Genomic DNA, 16,843 nt, shown 5'->3' on the forward strand with positions numbered 1-16,843 from the left:
GCGTCCCGTGGCCGGGCGGTCCGCCCGGCCACGCGGGGCGACCTACATGGACACGTCGTGGCCCGCCGACTGGAGGGCGTCGATCGCCCTGGCCAGGTCGTCGGACTTCACCAGCACGTGGTCGGTTTCGAAGGTGGACAGGGTGAACAGCGCCACCCCGGCCGCGGCCAGTTCACTGGCCAGCGCGGCGATGATGCCGGTCAGCGTGAAGGCCAGCGGCCCCCGCACCGACAGCAGCCGCCAGTCCGCCTCCACCCGCGCGTCGGCGGGTGCGAACTTCACCGGGCAGATGATCGACACCTCACGCTGCGTCCTGGTCACCGAGACCAGCACCTGCCCCGCGTGGGTGAACAGTTCGGACGGCACGGCCTGGTCCGGTTCCAGCCTGGCGACCGCGTACTCCAGCGGCTGGACGTCGATGACGAGCCTGCGCATCAGCCTTCGAGCACCTTCGGGCTGGTCGCGATCTCGGTGCCGTCCGGCAGTCGCGAGATGGTGAAGTCGGCGAACACGTTGCCCGCCGCCTTCTGCAGTTGCCGCAGGCATTCCACGGCCAGCGCGCGGATCTCCACGTCGGCGTGCTCGGTGGCGCGCATGCCGACGAAGTGCCGCCACGCGCGGTAGTTCCCGGTCACCACGATCCGGGTTTCGGTGGCGTTCGGCAGCACCGCCCGCGCGGCCTGGCGCGCCTGCTTGCGGCGCAGGGTGGCGCTCGGCGAATCGGCGAACTTGGCTTCGAGACCGGCCAGCAGTTCGTTGTAGGCGTCCAAGCTGGCCTGCGCGGCATCCGCGAACTTCCGGTGCAGTTCGGGGTCCTCGGCGATCACGTCCGGCGCGACGAAGGCCTCGGGCACGTACCGCTGCGAGAGCTGCGAGTACGAGAAATGCCGGTGGCGGATCAGCTCGTGGGTCAGCGACCGCGAGATCCCGGTCAGGTAGAAGGTGACCGAACCGTGCTCCAGCACCGACAGGTGCCCGACCTCGATGATGTGGTCGAGGTAGCCGGCGTTGGTGGCGGTCTTCGGGTTCGGCTTCTGCCAGGACTGGTAGCAGGCCCGGCCGGCGAACTCGGCGAGCGCCTGCCCGCCGTCGGCGTCGGTGGACCACGGCACGTCGTCGGGTGGGAAGAACTCCGTCTTCGCGATCAGCTGCACCCTGGGTGCCAGCGTTCCGGCCACTTCCGCTCCCTCGAACTCCGCGCTTCCCCGTCGAACCCCGGCAGCCTAACGCGCACCCCGGGATGTCTCGGGGATGTCCCGGATGATGTCGCCACTTCCTTGACTGACACCACGAATGACATCACTGTGGTGTCATGGACCTGACGACGTACATCTCCAGCCTCCGCGAGGACCTCGCCACCGCGGCCTCGGCGGGTGACGAGCAGACCCGGCAGACCGCCGCGGTGCTCGCCGCGGCACTCGAACCGGCCATGCGGCTCGCGCTGATGAACGCGCTCGCCGACCTCGCCGCCGAGGTCACCGCCAACCAGCCCGACTACCTGGTCGACGTCCGGCTCGACGGCCGTGACGTGCGCGTGGTGGTCACCGGCACGAACGGCGCGGGTGGGAAGACCGAGAGCGAGCCGGCCACGAACAACACGGAGAAGCCGCGCGAGCCCAAGTCCGAGCCCAAGATGCCGTTCGACAGCGGTGAGATCAGCCGGATGACGCTGCGGCTGTTCGACCAGGTGAAGAACCAGGCCGAGCGGGCCGCGTCCGCGCAGGGCGTGTCGCTGAACACCTTCGTCACCCAGGCGGTGCAGGGCGCGCTCCAGGGCAAGGCCCCGTTCGACCACGGCGAGCAGCGGCGCGGGCCGAACAGCGGCACCCGGATGCACGGCTGGGTGCAGGGCTGATGACCACCAGCGACCAGCCGGACGACCACCTCGTCCGCACCGCCAACTTCCCTTCCACCGGCCCGATCGAGCTGGACGTCAGCATCACCGTCGGGCGTGTCGAGATCGTCCTGGCCGACTCGAACGGCTCGAACGAAAACACCGAGAACACCGAAAACGCCGAGACCACCGTCGAACTGCGGCACGAGCCGAACGCGCAGGCGCCCTGGGCCGACGGCGTGAACGCGGTGCTGAGCTGGGTCACCGAGCGCTTCGGCGACCAGTTCGACACCGACGTGCTCGGTTCGCCCGCCGAGGCGGTGCGCCAGTCGCGGATCGAGCAGGTCGGCGACCAGGTCATCGTGCGCGGCCCGAAGGCGCTGCCGCTGCGCAAGGTCCCGCTGACCGTGACCGTGCACGCGCCCCGCGGCTCGCACCTGGGCATTCGCGCGGGTGCCGCCGACGTGACGGTCACCGGCACCGCCGGACGGGCGAGCATCTCCACCGGATCGGGTGACGTCTCGCTCGGCGAGACCAAGGCCGCGGCCAACGTGCGCACCGGTTCCGGCGAGGTCCAGCTCGGCCCGAGCACCTACGGGCTGCAGGTCCGCTCGGGCAGCGGCGCGGTGCGGCTGGCCGCGCCGACCGGCTCGGCCACCGTGGTCACCGGCACCGGCGACATCTGGCTCGGCGCGGTCACCGGGGACGTGATGGTCCGCAGCGGCAGCGGTGACCTCACCGTGGCCGAGGCGAAGTCCGGCTCGATGGAGCTGAACACCGGGTCCGGGGAGATCCGCTTCGGCGTGGCCTCCGGGATCACCGCGGAGGTCGACGTGTCCACCGTCTCCGGGCGGGTGTCGAGCGAGCTGCCGGTGCGGGAGTCCCCGCCGGAGGAGGCCGCCGCGGTGCGGGCGCGGATGCGCACCGGCTCCGGCGACGCGGTGGTGACCAGCGCCGGAGCGTGAACCGGCGCCGATCACCCGATGCGGCGATAAACTCGGGTCAAATGAGCCAAGTGGTGAGCCCGGTGCTGGTCGGGCGCGACGGCGAGACGGGCAGTGTGGCCGAGGCCTTCGACCGGGTGGCCGGTGGGGGGCTGGCCACCCTGCTCGTCGGCGGGGAGGCCGGGGTCGGCAAGTCCCGGCTGGTGGCGGAGTTCCTCGATCGCGCGGGCGCGAAGGCGACCGTGCTCACCGGTGGCTGCGTGGAACTCGGCGCGGACGGCCTGCCGTTCGCGCCGTTCGTCGCCGCGTTGCGCGGGCTGGCGGCCGCCACCGGTCCGGCGGCGTTCGACGCGCTCCTACCGGACAAGACCGATCTCGCGCCCCTGCTGCCCGGCGCCGTCCGCGGCCCCGGCCCGCTCGGGGACGACGCGCGCCCCCGGTTGTTCGAAGGCGTGCTCGCGCTGCTCGGCAGGCTCGCCGCCGAACGGCCGGTGGTGCTGGTGATCGAGGACGCGCACTGGGCCGACCGCTCCAGCCGCGACCTGCTCGACTTCCTGGTGCGCAACCAGGGCGCGGTGCCCGGCTCGATGGTCCTGGTCACCCACCGGTCCGAGGAGCTGAACCGGGCGCATCCGCTGCGGCCGCTGCTGGCCGAGCTGGCGCGGCTGCCGTGGGCGGAGCGGCTGGAGCTGGGCAGGCTCGGCAAGCGCGAAGTGGTTCAGCTGGTCCGCCACATCCTCGGCCGCGAACCGGATCCCGAGCTGGTCTCCGCGGTTTTCCAGCGCAGCGAAGGAAATCCGCTGTTCGTCGAGGCGATGCTGGACTGCGAGAACTCCGGCGGGGACACCGCCGAGATCCCCGCGTCGCTGGAGGATCTGCTGGCGTCGCGGATCGACCGGCTGCCCCCGGACGCCGCCTACGTCGCCGGGCTGATCGGGCTGAGCGAGGTCACCGTCTGCCACGCGCTGCTCAGTGAGGTCGCCGAACTGGACGAGCGCTCGCTCTCCGCCGCCGTTCGCGCCGCGGTCGACGCGAACGTGCTGGTCATCGAGGGCGAGGGATACCGCTTCCGGCACGCGCTGATCGGCGCGGCGGCCACCGCGAACCTGATGCCGGGCGAGCGCCGGTCACTGCACGCGCGCTACGCCGAAGCGATGCGGGAGGATCCGACGCTCTCGGCGGGCGCGCCGTCGGTCACCGAACTCGCCCAGCACCTGTACCGGGCCGGCGACTTCCCCGGCGCGATCTGCGCGGCCTGGCGTGCGGCGGGCGAGGCGCAGCGGCTGCTCGCTTACGCCGAGCAGGTGCGCATGCTCGACCGCGTGCGCGAGCTGTGGCCGCTGGTCCCCGACCCGTGCTGCGAACTCGGCGGGGTCGACTACGCGACGGTGCTGGAGCAGGCGGTCGAAGCGGCGAGCCGGGCCGGGGACAACGTCAGCGGCGAGCGGTTCGCCACGATGGCGCTGGCCGAGATCGACCGCGACGCGCAGCGGGTGCGCGCCGCCACGCTGCTCGACCAGCGAGCCCGGCTGCGGGCTCAGCTCGGGCAGCCCGGCGCGCTGGAGGACCACCGCGAAGCGATCCGCCTGGTGCCCGAGGATCACCCCGCCCGCGGTCACCTGCTGAACTCCTACGCCGCGCGGCTGATGGAGATCCCGCGTGCCGACGAGGCCCGCGACGCGGCGGAGGCGGCGCTGGAATCGGCGTGCCACAACGGAGAACGATCCGCCGAAGCGTCCGCGCTGATCACGCTCGCCGTGCTCGACGCGCGCCTCGGCGATCTGGAGGAGCAGCTGCCGCGGCTGAAGCGCGCCGGGGCGATCGCCGAAACGCTGGGTGAGCACCGGGTGCGACTGCGTGCCATCCACGCGGAATCCTCGCTGCTGCGGGCTTTCGGCCGCCTGACCGAGGCGGAAGCCAAGGCGCGCAACGGTTTGGCCGCGGCGAAGGAGTCCGGCCTGTATCGCGCGGCCGGGGCACAGCACAGCCTCGACCTGGCCGGCGCGATGATCGACGGCGGCCGCTGGGACGAGGCGATGACCATCCTGGAGCAGGCGCTCGACCTCTCCCCCGCGGCCGCGTTCCGCGAACACCTGTTGTGCCTCAAGGGATACATCGCGCTGCAACGCGGTGACCCCGAACTGCCGGAGCGCCTGCTCGCCCGCGCGCACGAGCTGTTCGGCGAGGACGTCCGGTTCAACCAGGACCCGTTCCTGGTGGCACGCCTGGAAACCGAGCTGCGCCTCACGCAGGGGCGGTACGGCGAGGCGCGGGCCGTGCTCGAACGCGCGCTGTCACACCCCCAGCTGACCGCGGCGGGCAGGCTGCTCTGGCCGCTGCTGGTACTCGGCAGCAGGCTCGCCGACCACGACCCGTCCTGGCGCGGCACCGAACTGCTGGCCCGGCTGCGCCGGATCGCCGCGGAACTGCCGATCGCCGGACCGGTGCAGCACGCCTTCGCCCGGCTCTTCGACGCCTACACCAGCGGGGCCCGCGAGGACTGGGACGCCGCGACCGCGGCCTGGCGCGAACTCGGCCAGCCGCTGCGGCTCGCCCACGCCTGCCTCGGTTCGGCGGCGGCCGCGATCACCACCGACGGTGACCGCGAAGCCGCCACGGAACTGCTGCGCGAGGCCTACGGGCTGGCCGGGCAGCTGGGCGCGAAACCGCTGCGCGACCGCGTCGCCGACCTGGCCAGGCGAGCCCGGATCCAGGTGGTGCCCGGCGCGCCCGAACCGGTGGGCAACGGGCACGCCCGGCTCGGGCTGACCCCGCGCGAGCTGGAGATCCTGCGGCTGGTGACGGCGGGCAAGTCCAACCGGGAGATCGCCGACGAGCTGTTCATCTCGGCGAAGACCGCCAGCGTGCACGTGTCGAACATCCTCGGCAAGCTCGGCGTCGCGAACCGCGTCGAGGCCGCCGCCACCGCCAACCAGCTGGGCCTGTTCGACTGACTCAGTCCGTTCCGTCTTAGGCCGTGCCTTATCCGCGGGCGGGCAAATAGGGCTGCTGCCTCATGCGGGCCGGGGTGCCTTATCGCGATTCTCGATCCCAGTGGGCCGGAACCACCGGCCCGGGAATCGGGAGGACACCATGGGGGTCAAGATCCTCGGGATCGCGGGCAGCCTGCGGGAAGGATCGTTCAACGGCAGGCTGCTCACCGCCGCCAGCTACGAGCTGCCGCGCGGCATGGAAATCCACCGCTGGGGCGGGCTGAGCCTGGTCCCGCCGTTCGACGAGGACGCCGAAGCCGGGCCCGCACCGGGCGGTGTGGCCGAACTGCGGCGGGCGATCGCGGACGCGGAAGGCCTGCTCATCGCGACGCCGGAGTACAACGGCTCGATCCCCGGCCAGCTGAAGAACGCGCTGGACTGGGCGTCGCGGCCGTACGGCGAGGGCGTGCTCACCGGCAAGCCGGCCGCGGTGATCGGCGCGAGCAACGGGGTGCACGGCGCCGCGTGGGCGCAGGACGAACTGCGGAAGGTGCTCAAGCTCGCCGGGGCCGAGGTGCTCGACGCCACGCTGCCGGTCGGCCGGGTGGCGCGGCAGCTCGACGAGGACGACCGGCTGCTCGACCACGAACTGCGCCGCGGCATGAGCAGCCTGCTGCACGGCCTGCGCGACCGGATCCGGCTGGGGGCGTTCGCGTGACCGAACCGGTCTCGCGCACCAACTGGGGTGCGGTCACGGTCGCCGCGCTCGGCGTGGTGCTCGCCGCGCTGGACATGACGATCGTGGCGGTGGCGCTGCCGTCGATCGGCGCCGAGTTCGGGGTGAGCCCGTCGGCGGTCCAGTGGGTGCTGCTGGCCTATTCGCTGCCGCTGGTGGCGTTGAGCGTGCCCGCCGGGCGCTGGTTCGACCGGGCCGGGGCGCTGCCCGCGTTCCTGCTGGCGACCGCGGGCTTCGGGGTGACCAGCCTGCTGATCGCGGTGGCGCCGACGTTCGGCGTGCTGCTGGCCGGGCGGGCGTTGCAGGGCGTGTTCGGCAGCCTGGTCGGGGTGGTGAGCCTGCCGATCGTGGCCCGCGCGGCGCGGCCGGAGCACCGGGCGCGCGCGATGGGGCTGGTGCTGACGCTGATCCCGGTGAGCGGGGTGGCCGGGCCGGTGGCGGGTGGCTGGCTGGCCGAGGCGTTCGGCTGGCGGTCGGTGTTCGCGGTGAACCTGCCGATCGTGGTGGTCACGCTGTGGCTGGCGCGGCGGGTGATCCCCGGTGGCGGCGGGTTGCCGCGGCCGGACGCCGGGTTGTTGCGGGAGGCGGCCGTGCTCGGTTCCGCGTCGGTGGCGTTGTTCGGCGCGCTGCACTTCGCCGGGGTGGACGCGTGGTGGTTCACCGGTTTGCTCGCGCTGGCCGTGGCGCTCACCGCGGTCTGGGCGCGGACGGCGGGCGCGCGGCCGCTGCTGACGCTGGTGCGGCGGCGGGAGATCGCGCTGGCGCTGGGGGCGATGGCGGGGGTGACCACCGGGGTCGGGGCGCTGCACTTCGTGATGCCGTACCTGTTCGCGGACCTGCTGCGGGCTTCGCCGAGCACGATCGGGCTGGCCCTGCTGAGCGTCTCGGCGGCGATGGCGGTGACGTCGCCGATCGCCGGGGCGCTGGCGGACCGGATCGGGAAGGTGCCGGTCGCGCTGGCGGGCACGGTGGTGGCGCTGGGCGGGTTGCTCTGCCTGCTGCTCGTGGGCCCGGACGCGCGGCTGGTGGACGTGGCCTGGCCGCTGGCCGTGGTCGGCGTCGGGAACGGTTTGTTCGCGGGCCCGAACTCGGCCGCCGTGCTGGAGGACACGCCACCTTCGCTGCTGGGCACGTCGAGCGGGGCGGCCACCCTGGTACGCACCCTGGGCTTCTCGCTCGGCCCGGCGATCGGCGCCCTGACCTGGACCACCACCTTCGACGGCTTCCACACCGGAATCCTGGTTTTGGCCGTGGTGGGCGCGGTGAGCGTCGCCCTCACAGCTCCGGCGCGCCGCTCGACTCTCGCCACCTGACCAGTAGGCGAGTTCCGCTGTCCGGGTTCGCGGAAGGCTGGGCCGCGCCAGGGTCAGCGGAGGAACTTGGCCAGCGCCGGTCCCAGGTCTCCGCGAGGCTGGGCGACGACACCGGAAAGGGTCAGCCACTCGGCCATGTGCTCGAGTTCGGCGGCCAGTTCGGGCAGGACGCGGGCGTGGTCCGCGCCCGGTTCGGCGAAGGCGCCCTGCACCCGCAGGACACCGCCCGCGCGATCGGCCTTCAGGTCCACCCGCGCCACCAGCTCCCCGTCCAGCAGGAACGGGAAAACGTAGTACCCGTACTCCCGCTGCGGCTCCGGCACGTAGATCTCGATGCGGTACCGGAACCCGAAGATCCGCTCGGTCCGCGCGCGCTCCCAGATCAACGGGTCGAACGGGCACAGCAGCGCCCGCCCGGTGATCGCGCGCGGGGTGCGGGCGCCGCTGTGCCGATACGCCCGCGCCTTCCAGCTCGCCACGCGCACCGGTTCCAGCTCTCCCGCCTCGACCAACTCCGCCACCGCCTGGCGGGCGACGTCCGGGCCGAGGCGGTAGTAGTCGCGCAGGTCGGTCTCGGTGGCGATGCCCAGCGCGGTGGCCGACTTCCCGATCAGCCGCCGCGCCGCCTCGTCCTTGTCCACCCTGGTGGACAGGATCTCCGGCGGGATCACCCGCTCGGTCAGGTCGTAGAGCCGTTCGAAGCTGCGCCGCGTGCCCGTCGACAACTGCCCCATGCCGAACAGCCACTCGCAGATCCGCTTCACCTCGGACCGGTCCCACCAGGGCCCCTGCCGCCGGGCCCGCTCCCCGGCCAGCTCACGCTCGATCGCCCCGGCCCCGATCGGCCCGTGTTCCTTGACCACCGACAGCACATCCTCGGCCAGCGTCGGCGAGCGCTCCAGCAGCTTCGCGTACCCGCGCCACCAGCCCATCCGCTTCGCCCCGGAGTGCAGCAACGGCCAGTCCTCCACCGGGATCAGGCTCGCCTCGTGCGCCCAGGTCTCCACCAGCAACCGCGGCCGCCGCGCCGAATGCGTCCACGCCGCGTCGTCGACCAGCGCGGGCGCGTACGCCCCGAGCCGCGCGAACAACGGCGCGTAGTGCGCCCGGACCGCCACGTTCACCGAGTCCAGCTGGAGCAGCTGCACCCGCGACAACACCCGCTGCAAATGCCGCCGCGTGGGCTCGCCGCCCGGACGCGGATCGGCGAACCCCTGTGCGGCCAGCGCCGTGCGGCGCGCCACCGAATCACTCACCGTCTGCATGATGGCGCCATGGTGCCAGGGACCACCGACAATCCCGGAACGCCCGTGCCGATAGGTTGCCCCCATGAGCCTGGCCCAGGTCCGCGCGGCCACCACCACCGACGTTCCCGAGATCGCCCGCATCCAGCGGGAGACCTGGCGGGTCGCCTACGCGGAATTCCTCGGTGAGCAGGCGCTGGCCGCACTCGACGCGCCGGAGACCGAACAGCACTGGACCGCCGCGGTCGAGCACCCGGGCACAGCGGTTCTGGTGGCCACCGAGGGCGAGTTCACCGTGGGCTTCTGCGTCGCGGGCAAGGCACCGGCCGACGAGGTCGCGTCTGCCGCGGGTGAGCTGCCCGAGGACGCCGAGAGCGTCGGCCTGATCGCCACCATGCTGGTCGAACCGCGCTGGGGACGTCGCGGGCACGGCGGCCGCCTGCTCGGACACGCGGCCCGTGAACTGCGCGAACTCGGCGCGGAGCGCGGCGTTTCGTGGGTGGCGCAGTCCGACTCCGCCTCGCTCGCCTTCTACAAGCGGGTCGGCTGGCACCCCGACGGCACCGTCCGCACGCTGGACACCGGCGAGAAGACCATCCGCGAACTCCGCCTCACCGGCTCGCTGGCCTACCTTCAGCTGACTTCCTGAACACCACCCAGCGCATCACGCTGTACATGAACACGCCCTCGCACGCGCCCGCGATCAGCCGCGCGAGGTGGTACTGCACGCCCAGCTCCGCCAGCCCGCTGCCCACGCCGAGAATGAACGCGAAGTAGTTGATCGCCACCGCGATCGCGTACAGCACGGCCTGCTTCCCGACCGGCGCGTGCGACTGGAAGTTGAACGCGCGGTTGAGCACGAAGCTCAGCCCGAACGCGATCACGTAGGCCACCGTGATGGACAGCGGAACCGCCAGGCCCAGTTGTCCGTGCAAGAGGGTGAGCAGCAGCAGGTCGACCCCGAAGGTGAAGCCGTTGATCACGCAGAAGCCGAGAAAGGTCGGCGGAACGATCCTGGCGAGCCCGAACGGCAACCGGGTGGTGACCGCCGCGCACAGCTCGACGAACCGGTCGGCGGCGGTTTTCTCGGCGACGGCCACAACGGCAACCCTGCCAGCGCGAAGTGTCCGGAATACGACGATCAGGTGATCTTCCGGTGCGGTAAGAGGGGTGCGTTCCCCAGTGTGCGCACAGCTCGCACTGCTAGCTTGGAACGGGGATCCCTCAGGAGGTGCGATGATCGGCTGGCTCTGCGTGACGCTCGGCGTCGCGTTCGGCTCCGCCATCGTGCCCCTGATCAGCGTCGAGGTTTTTGTCATCGGGCTGGCCAGCACCGAGCCCGGCGTGCACTGGCTGGCCATCGGCGCGGCGGTGGCGATCGGCCAGGTGGCCGGCAAGCTGATCTACTACCTGGCCGCGAAGGGCTCGATCAAGCTGCCGAAGTTCCTGCACGACCGGCTGCACCGCGAGCGGCCGATGACCCCGCGCCGCGCCCGCTGGGAACTGCGCACCAAGCGGGTGCGCGCCTGGCTGGAGGGACTGCGCGAACGCTGCCACCGCCACCCCGCGTGGATGACCGGCACCTACGGCGTGAGCGCGGTGGTCGGGCTGCCGCCGTTCATGGCCACCACCGTGCTGGCCGGACTGGTGCGGATGCCGATGTCGCTGTTCCTCGGCGCCGGACTGGCCGGGCGGTTCGCTCGGTTCAGCCTGCTCGCCGCGTCACCGGCGATGTTCACCGGCTGGCTACACTTCTGAGTCGGCCGCTTCCAGCTCGACCGCCTTGCGCATGGTTTCGCGCGCCCGCCGCCGGTCCCCGGCGATGTCGTAGGCGTGCGCCAGCCGGTACCAGTGCCGCCAGTTCTCCGGATCCGCGTCCAGTTCGGCCCGCCGCTGCTCGAACCAGGCGTCCGCGGCGTCGCGGTCCACCCGGCCCGACGGGCGGCGCGGCAGGTCGGAGACGTCCGGCAGGCCGCCTTCGCGGTCCAGCCGCCGCGCGAGCTGCTGGATCCGCACCCCGGACCGCCAGGTGGTCACCACGATCCAGACGCCGAGCAGCGGCAGCAGGAGCACCCCGACGCCGAACACCACCGGCACCGCTTCACCGGTCTTGAGCAACGCGATCGCGCGCCCGGCGAGCAGCACGAAGTACAGCACCAGCGCCGCGGTGAGCAGCAGCGCGAAGTTGCGAGCCTTCACCGCTACAGCTCCAGCACGTTCTCCAGCCCGACGGTCAGGCCGGGGCGCTTGGCGATCGACCGCACGCCGAGCAGCACCCCCGGCATGAACGAGGACCGGTCCATCGAGTCGTGGCGGATGGTCAGCGTCTCGCCGTCCGCGCCGAAGAGGATCTCCTCGTGCGCGATCAGGCCGGGCAGGCGCACCGAGTGCACGCGCACGTCCCCGACCAGCGCGCCGCGCGCACCGTCCACCTCGGCGGTCGTGGCGTCGGGCCCCGGCTCGAGGCCGGCGTCCGCGCGGGCCTTCGAGATCAGCCGCGCGGTGTGCCCGGCGGTGCCGGACGGCGCGTCCGCCTTGCGGTTGTGGTGCAACTCGATCACCTCGGCCGAGGCGTAGAACCGGGCGGCCTGCTCGGCGAACCGCATCGCCAGTACCGCGCCGAGCGCGAAGTTCGGCGCGATCAGCACGCCCAGCTCCGGCTTGTTCCCCAGCCAGCCGGCCAGCGTGGTCAGCCGCTCCTGGGTCATCCCGGTGGTGCCGACCACCGCGTGCACACCGTGCTCCACGGCGAACTCCAGGTTGCCCATCACCGCGTCGGGATGGGTGAAGTCGACGAGCACGTCGGCACCGTTGTCCACCACGTCGAGCAGCCGGTCACCGGCGTCGATCGCGGCGACCAGCTCGAGGTCGTCCGCACCCTCGACGGCGTTCACCGCCTGCGCGCCCATGCGCCCGCGCGCGCCAAGTACCGCCACCCGGATGCTCATGATGCGATCACCTCGTGCAGATCGTCGGGAAGGTCGTCGGCGTGAGCGTACGGCCCGACCACCGCGGCCGCGGACACCCCCACCGCCCGGCCCGGCGCCCTGAGCAGGGCTTTCGCCAGCGCGGCGGTGTCCTCCGCGGTGACCGCGTCGATCCGGTCGATGGTTTCGGTCACACCGAGGTACTCGCTGTAGTTCAGCTCGCCCTTGCCGATGCGTGACATGCGTGAGGCGGAGTCCTCCAGGCCGAGCACCATCGCGCCCCGCAGCTGCCCCTTGGCCCTGGCCACCTCGGCTTCGGTGAGCCCGTCGCGCGCGACCTCGGCGAGCACCTCCCGGATCACCCCGGCCACCTCGCCCAGCTTCTCCGGCTGGCACCCGGCGTAGACGGCGAGGTGCCCGGTGTCGGCGTAGCTGGCCACCGACGAGTACACCTGGTACGCCAGGCCGCGGCGTTCCCGGATCTCCTGGAACAGCCGCGAACTCATGCCGCCGCCGAGCGCGGCGTTGAGCACGGACAGGGTGAAGCGGCGCTCGTCGTGCCGGGTGAGCGCGCGCAGGCCGAGCATCACGTGGGCCTGCTCGGTGTCGTCGGTGTGCAGCGCCAGCTTCGGCGCCGCGGCCAGCCTCGCCCGGCCCCGGCGCGGCGGCACCGGAGTGTCCGAACCGGACAGACGATCCCGCAACGCCTTGCGCACCAAGCGAAGCACCTGCGTGTGATCGATGTTCCCGGCCACCGCCAGCACCATCCGCGGCAGCGTGTAGCGGCGCTTGTAGAACCCGCGCAGCGCCTGCGGTGACATCCCGGCGATCGAGGCCTCGGTGCCCAGCACCGGCCGCCCGAGCGGGTGGTCGCCGAGAATCGCGCCGACGAAGGTCTCGTGCAGCAGGTCCTCGGCGTCGTCGTCGCGCATGGCGATCTCCTCGAGCACCACGCTGCGCTCGGTGTCCACATCGGAATCCGCGCAGAGCGCCTCGAACACCACGTCGGTCACCAGGTCCACCGCCAGCGGCAGGTCCTCGTCGAGCACCTGCGCGTAGTAGCAGGTGTGCTCCTTGGCGGTGAAGGCGTTGAACTCACCACCGACCGCGTCGATCTCCTCGGCGATCTGCTTGGCGTCGCGGTTCGCGGTGCCCTTGAACAGCAGGTGCTCCAGGTAGTGCGCGGCACCGGCGACCGGCAGCGGCTCGTCGCGCGAGCCGACCCCGACCCACAGCCCGACCGTGGCCGAGCGCGAGGCGGGCACGTGCTCGGTGATCACCCGCAGCCCGCCGGGCAGCACCGTGCGCTTGACCACCGCGCCGTCCGCGGTGGAGTCGAGCAGGCGGGTCGACCCGGCCGGCTGGGCGTACCCGGGCGTCTTAGACGGCATGGAAGTTCTTTCTCCGGAAGTGCGAGAGGGGCATTCCCGGCGTCTCCACCGGGAATGCCCCACTCAGGAACGAGCTGTTCGCTTACTTGGCGTCGACCTTCTCGGCCTTGGCGGCGTCACCGGACTCGGCGGGCTTGTCACCGGCGTTGTCCTCGTCGTTCACCAGCACCAGGCTGATCTTGCCGCGGTTGTCGATGTCCGCGATCTCCACGCGCAGCTTGTCGCCGACGTTGACCACGTCCTCGACCTTGCCGATGCGCTTGCCGTTGCCCAGCTTGGAGATGTGCACCAGGCCGTCCTTGCCCGGCAGCAGCGAGACGAAGGCGCCGAAGGCGGCGGTCTTCACCACGGTGCCGAGGAAGCGCTCCCCGACCTTGGGCAGCTGCGGGTTGGCGATGGCGTTGATCTTGTCGATCGCCGCCTCCGCCGACGGGCCGTCGGCCGCGCCAACGTAGATCGTGCCGTCGTCCTCGATGGAGATGTCGGCGCCGGTCTCCTCGGTGATCGAGTTGATCATCTTGCCCTTCGGGCCGATGACCTCGCCGATCTTGTCCACCGGGATCTTCACGCTGGTCACGCGCGGGGCGTACGGGCTCATCTCGTCCGGCCCGTCGATCGCCTCGGCGATCACCTCGAGAATGGTCAGGCGCGCGTCCTTGGCCTGGTTCAGCGCACCGGCCAGCACCTCGGACGGGATGCCGTCGAGCTTGGTGTCCAGCTGCAGCGCGGTGACGATCTCCTTGGTGCCGGCGACCTTGAAGTCCATGTCACCGAAGGCGTCCTCGGCACCGAGGATGTCGGTCAGCGCGACGTACCGGGTCTCGCCGTCGACCTCGTCGGAAACCAGGCCCATGGCGATGCCCGCCACCGGCGCCTTCAGCGGCACACCGGCGTTGAGCAGGCCCATGGTCGAGGCGCAGACCGAGCCCATCGAGGTGGAGCCGTTGGAGCCCAGCGCCTCGGAGACCTGGCGGATCGCGTACGGGAACTCGTCCCGCTTCGGCAGCACCGGCACCAGCGCGCGCTCGGCGAGCGCGCCGTGGCCGATCTCGCGCCGCTTCGGCGAGCCGACGCGGCCGGTCTCACCGGTGGAGAACGGCGGGAAGTTGTAGTGGTGCAGGTACCGCTTGGTGGTCTCCGGGGACAGCGAGTCGATCTGCTGCTCCATGCGGAGCATGTTCAGCGTGGTGACACCCAGGATCTGGGTCTCGCCGCGCTCGAACAGCGCCGAGCCGTGCGCCCGCGGGATCACCGAGACCTCGGCGCCCAGCGACCGGATGTCGGTCAGGCCGCGGCCGTCGATGCGGATCTTGTCGCGCAGGATGCGCTGGCGGATCAGCTGCTTGGTCAGCGACCGGAACGCGGCGCCGATCTCCTTCTCGCGGCCCTCGAAGGCCTCGCCCTCGCCGACGCCGACCTTGGCCAGCACGGCGGCCTTGACCTCGTCGGTGGCGTTGTCGCGGTCCTGCTTGCCGGCGATGGCCAGCGCCTTGGTGAGGTCCTCGGTGGCCGCCGCGGCGACCGCCTCGTAGGCGTCGGTCTCGTAGGCCAGGAACACCGGGAAGTCGGCGACCGGCTTGGCGGCCACCTTCGCCAGCTCCTGCTGGGCCTCGCAGAGCACGCGGATGAACGGCTTCGAGGCTTCCAGGCCCTCGGCCACGACCTGCTCGTTCGGCGCCTTGGCACCGGCGGCGACCAGCTCGAGCGTGTTCTCGGTGGCCTCGGCCTCGACCATCATGATCGCCACGTCGTCGGCGCCGTCACCGACGATGCGTCCGGCGACCACCATGTTGAAGGTGGCCTTCTCCAGCTGCTTCCAGGTCGGGAAGGCGACCCACTGGTCCTCGACCAGCGCCACGCGGACGCCGCCGATCGGGCCCGAGAACGGCAGGCCGGAGATCTGCGTCGACGCCGAGGCGGCGTTGATCGCCAGCACGTCGTACGGGTCCTCGGGGTTGAGGCTCTGCACGGTGATGACGATCTGGATCTCGTTGCGCAGGCCGTCGGTGAACGACGGGCGCAGCGGCCGGTCGATCAGGCGGCAGGTCAGGATGGCGTCGGTGGAGGGACGGCCCTCGCGGCGGAAGAAGGCGCCCGGGATCCGGCCCGCGGCGTACATCCGCTCCTCGACGTCCACGGTCAGCGGGAAGAAGTCGAAGTGCTCCTTCGGGTGCTTCGACGCCGTGGTCGCCGACAGCAGCATGGTCTCGTCGTCCAGGTAGGCGACGACCGAACCGGCGGCCTGGCGGGCCAGCCGGCCGGTCTCGAAGCGGACCGTGCGGGTGCCGAAGCGGCCGTTGTCGATCACGGCTTCGGTCTCGTGCACGGCGGTGCCGCTCACGTCGGTCATGTAATTGTTCTCCTCATTCGTCTCGGGCCGGGCGATCTCCCACCCTGGGACCCCATCCGGGGGACGCTCGAGGAACGAGGCCGGTCTTCGATCGAAGTCCCCGGGAAAGCGCTGTGCTCCCGGGAACCACTACCGAGGACCGGCGGACATGCCCTCGTGCGCGTCGCTCGCGCCCTGTGGTGTTGCCTTGTGTTGTCTATCAGGGACACGGCGTGACCGCCATATCCCTCCCGTTGCGGCGAGGGGGAGCGACCGTGGCGGTCACTCCCCCTCGTCAGCGCGCTATCGGCGGAGGCCGAGTCGCTGGATCAGCGACCGGTACCGCTCGATGTCCACCTTCGCCACGTAGTTGAGCAACCGGCGGCGGCGCCCGACCAGCAGGAGCAGGCCGCGGCGGGAGTGGTGGTCGTGCTTGTGCTGCTTCAGGTGTTCGGTGAGGCCGATGATCCGCTTGGTCAGCAGGGCCACCTGGGCCTCGGGGGATCCGGTGTCCGAGTCGTGCACGCCGTACTCGGTCAGGATCGACTTCTTCTCTTCGGTGGACAGCGCCACGCTGTGTTCTCCTTGAATCAGTGCCGTGCGGCCCGGACGAACCTTCACGCCGGGTGAGCCGGTCACGGCCGCCACGGACTGCAGCCGGACCCAACTGTCAAGGCTACCAGCCGGGCTGCCGCGACCCTGAACCCGTGTCCAGGGCAAACCGCTCCACCTGCGAGTACGCCCCGGCGGTGCTCTTCATCAGCACCACCTCCCCGGCCGTCCACGCGGGACTGGAGTAGGCACTCAGCGCGTCGACGATCGCGCGCGCCTCCGGCTCGCTCCCGGCGGGGAACCGCGCGAGCGTCAGGTGCGGGCGGTAGGGCCGCTCGTCCAGTTCGGCACCGGCCGCGTTCGCCAGCTCGGCCAGCCCGTCGCTTTCCACGCCCAGCCACAGCACCTTGGGAAAAGTGTCCGCACCGGACAGTCGCACGCGGACCGCGGGCCTGCCGTTGACACGCTCGCGCAGCCAGGCCGCGCGCGCGGGAATGTCGTCCTCACCGAAGAACCCGAGGGTGATGTGCCAGTTGGCCGGGGGCGCCCAGCGGAACCCCGGCCCCTTCCCGGCACCGAGTGCGGCCTCGATCGAGCGAACCACCTCAGGCGGTGGGAGCAGAGCGGAGAACAGCTGCAA

17 protein-coding genes are annotated in these 16,843 nt (G+C 71.7%); 7 read left to right on the forward strand and 10 right to left on the reverse strand.

The features are described 5' to 3' along the window. Window positions 1-42: 42 nt before the first annotated feature. Both YIM_RS35630 and thyX read right to left on the reverse strand, forming a co-directional pair. Window positions 43-435: an ACT domain-containing protein gene (locus tag YIM_RS35630; protein WP_153034493.1), complete on the reverse strand. Its 393-nt coding sequence runs from the start codon at window positions 433-435 to the stop codon at window positions 43-45. Next, the gene (gene thyX / locus YIM_RS35635; RefSeq protein WP_153034495.1) at window positions 435-1,178 is read right to left on the reverse strand and encodes an FAD-dependent thymidylate synthase; all 744 of its coding nucleotides are present in this window, start codon (window positions 1,176-1,178) and stop codon (window positions 435-437) included. Before thyX ends, YIM_RS35630 begins: the two co-directional genes overlap by 1 nt. 134 nt (window positions 1,179-1,312) lie before the next feature. Between thyX and YIM_RS35640 the strand changes: the two genes are divergently transcribed. The 5 genes from YIM_RS35640 to YIM_RS35660 all read left to right on the forward strand — a co-directional run bounded on the left by YIM_RS35640 (window position 1,313) and on the right by YIM_RS35660 (window position 7,760). After that, on the forward strand, window positions 1,313-1,855 hold the full coding sequence (locus YIM_RS35640; protein ID WP_153034496.1) for a toxin-antitoxin system HicB family antitoxin: 543 nt from the start codon (window positions 1,313-1,315) through the stop codon (window positions 1,853-1,855). Beyond that, window positions 1,855-2,799, forward strand: a complete 945-nt coding sequence (locus YIM_RS35645) for a DUF4097 family beta strand repeat-containing protein (protein ID WP_153034498.1) — start codon at window positions 1,855-1,857, stop codon at window positions 2,797-2,799. Before YIM_RS35640 ends, YIM_RS35645 begins: the two co-directional genes overlap by 1 nt. A 41-nt stretch (window positions 2,800-2,840) precedes the next feature. Further along, complete coding sequence (locus tag YIM_RS35650) at window positions 2,841-5,732, forward strand: helix-turn-helix transcriptional regulator (RefSeq protein WP_153034500.1); 2,892 nt, start codon at window positions 2,841-2,843, stop codon at window positions 5,730-5,732. A 139-nt stretch (window positions 5,733-5,871) separates the two neighbouring features. Beyond that, complete coding sequence (locus tag YIM_RS35655; RefSeq protein ID WP_153034502.1) at window positions 5,872-6,429, forward strand: NADPH-dependent FMN reductase; 558 nt, start codon at window positions 5,872-5,874, stop codon at window positions 6,427-6,429. Next, entirely contained in the window at window positions 6,426-7,760 is a 1,335-nt protein-coding gene (locus YIM_RS35660) for an MFS transporter (protein ID WP_153034504.1), read from the forward strand. Before YIM_RS35655 ends, YIM_RS35660 begins: the two co-directional genes overlap by 4 nt. 53 nt (window positions 7,761-7,813) lie before the next feature. Here YIM_RS35660 and YIM_RS35665 read toward each other — a convergent pair whose 3' ends face one another. Beyond that, entirely contained in the window at window positions 7,814-9,025 is a 1,212-nt protein-coding gene (locus tag YIM_RS35665; RefSeq protein ID WP_153034505.1) for a winged helix-turn-helix domain-containing protein, read from the reverse strand. A 64-nt stretch (window positions 9,026-9,089) separates the two neighbouring features. Between YIM_RS35665 and YIM_RS35670 the strand changes: the two genes are divergently transcribed. After that, window positions 9,090-9,653 (forward strand): GNAT family N-acetyltransferase, encoded by a 564-nt coding sequence (locus YIM_RS35670; RefSeq protein WP_153034507.1) that lies wholly within the window; start codon window positions 9,090-9,092, stop codon window positions 9,651-9,653. Here the strand turns inward: YIM_RS35670 and YIM_RS35675 are convergent. Beyond that, the gene (locus tag YIM_RS35675; RefSeq protein ID WP_228004230.1) at window positions 9,616-10,104 is read right to left on the reverse strand and encodes a GtrA family protein; all 489 of its coding nucleotides are present in this window, start codon (window positions 10,102-10,104) and stop codon (window positions 9,616-9,618) included. The genes YIM_RS35670 and YIM_RS35675 overlap by 38 nt on opposite strands. A gap of 136 nt (window positions 10,105-10,240) precedes the next feature. Here YIM_RS35675 and YIM_RS35680 point away from each other — a divergent pair, with 136 nt between their 5' ends. Beyond that, window positions 10,241-10,762, forward strand: coding sequence for a hypothetical protein (locus YIM_RS35680; protein ID WP_153034510.1), 522 nt, complete (start codon window positions 10,241-10,243; stop codon window positions 10,760-10,762). On the opposite strand, the gene YIM_RS35685 is transcribed toward YIM_RS35680, so the two are convergent. From YIM_RS35685 to thpR, 6 genes are all read right to left on the reverse strand, one after another. Next, window positions 10,751-11,203 (reverse strand): tetratricopeptide repeat protein, encoded by a 453-nt coding sequence (locus YIM_RS35685; RefSeq protein WP_153034512.1) that lies wholly within the window; start codon window positions 11,201-11,203, stop codon window positions 10,751-10,753. The genes YIM_RS35680 and YIM_RS35685 overlap by 12 nt on opposite strands. A 2-nt stretch (window positions 11,204-11,205) precedes the next feature. Further along, window positions 11,206-11,952, reverse strand: a complete 747-nt coding sequence (dapB, locus tag YIM_RS35690) for a 4-hydroxy-tetrahydrodipicolinate reductase (RefSeq protein ID WP_153034513.1) — start codon at window positions 11,950-11,952, stop codon at window positions 11,206-11,208. After that, window positions 11,949-13,322 (reverse strand): pitrilysin family protein, encoded by a 1,374-nt coding sequence (locus YIM_RS35695; protein ID WP_153034515.1) that lies wholly within the window; start codon window positions 13,320-13,322, stop codon window positions 11,949-11,951. Before YIM_RS35695 ends, dapB begins: the two co-directional genes overlap by 4 nt. Before the next feature lie 82 nt (window positions 13,323-13,404). Next, the gene (locus YIM_RS35700) at window positions 13,405-15,672 is read right to left on the reverse strand and encodes a polyribonucleotide nucleotidyltransferase (RefSeq protein WP_153034516.1); all 2,268 of its coding nucleotides are present in this window, start codon (window positions 15,670-15,672) and stop codon (window positions 13,405-13,407) included. A 282-nt stretch (window positions 15,673-15,954) separates the two neighbouring features. After that, window positions 15,955-16,224 (reverse strand): 30S ribosomal protein S15, encoded by a 270-nt coding sequence (gene rpsO / locus YIM_RS35705; protein WP_153034518.1) that lies wholly within the window; start codon window positions 16,222-16,224, stop codon window positions 15,955-15,957. 103 nt (window positions 16,225-16,327) lie between these two features. After that, the gene (thpR, locus tag YIM_RS35710) at window positions 16,328-16,843 is read right to left on the reverse strand and encodes an RNA 2',3'-cyclic phosphodiesterase (protein ID WP_153034520.1); all 516 of its coding nucleotides are present in this window, start codon (window positions 16,841-16,843) and stop codon (window positions 16,328-16,330) included.

It is taken from the genome of Amycolatopsis sp. YIM 10 (assembly GCF_009429145.1).
GTDB lineage: Bacteria > Actinomycetota > Actinomycetes > Mycobacteriales > Pseudonocardiaceae > Amycolatopsis.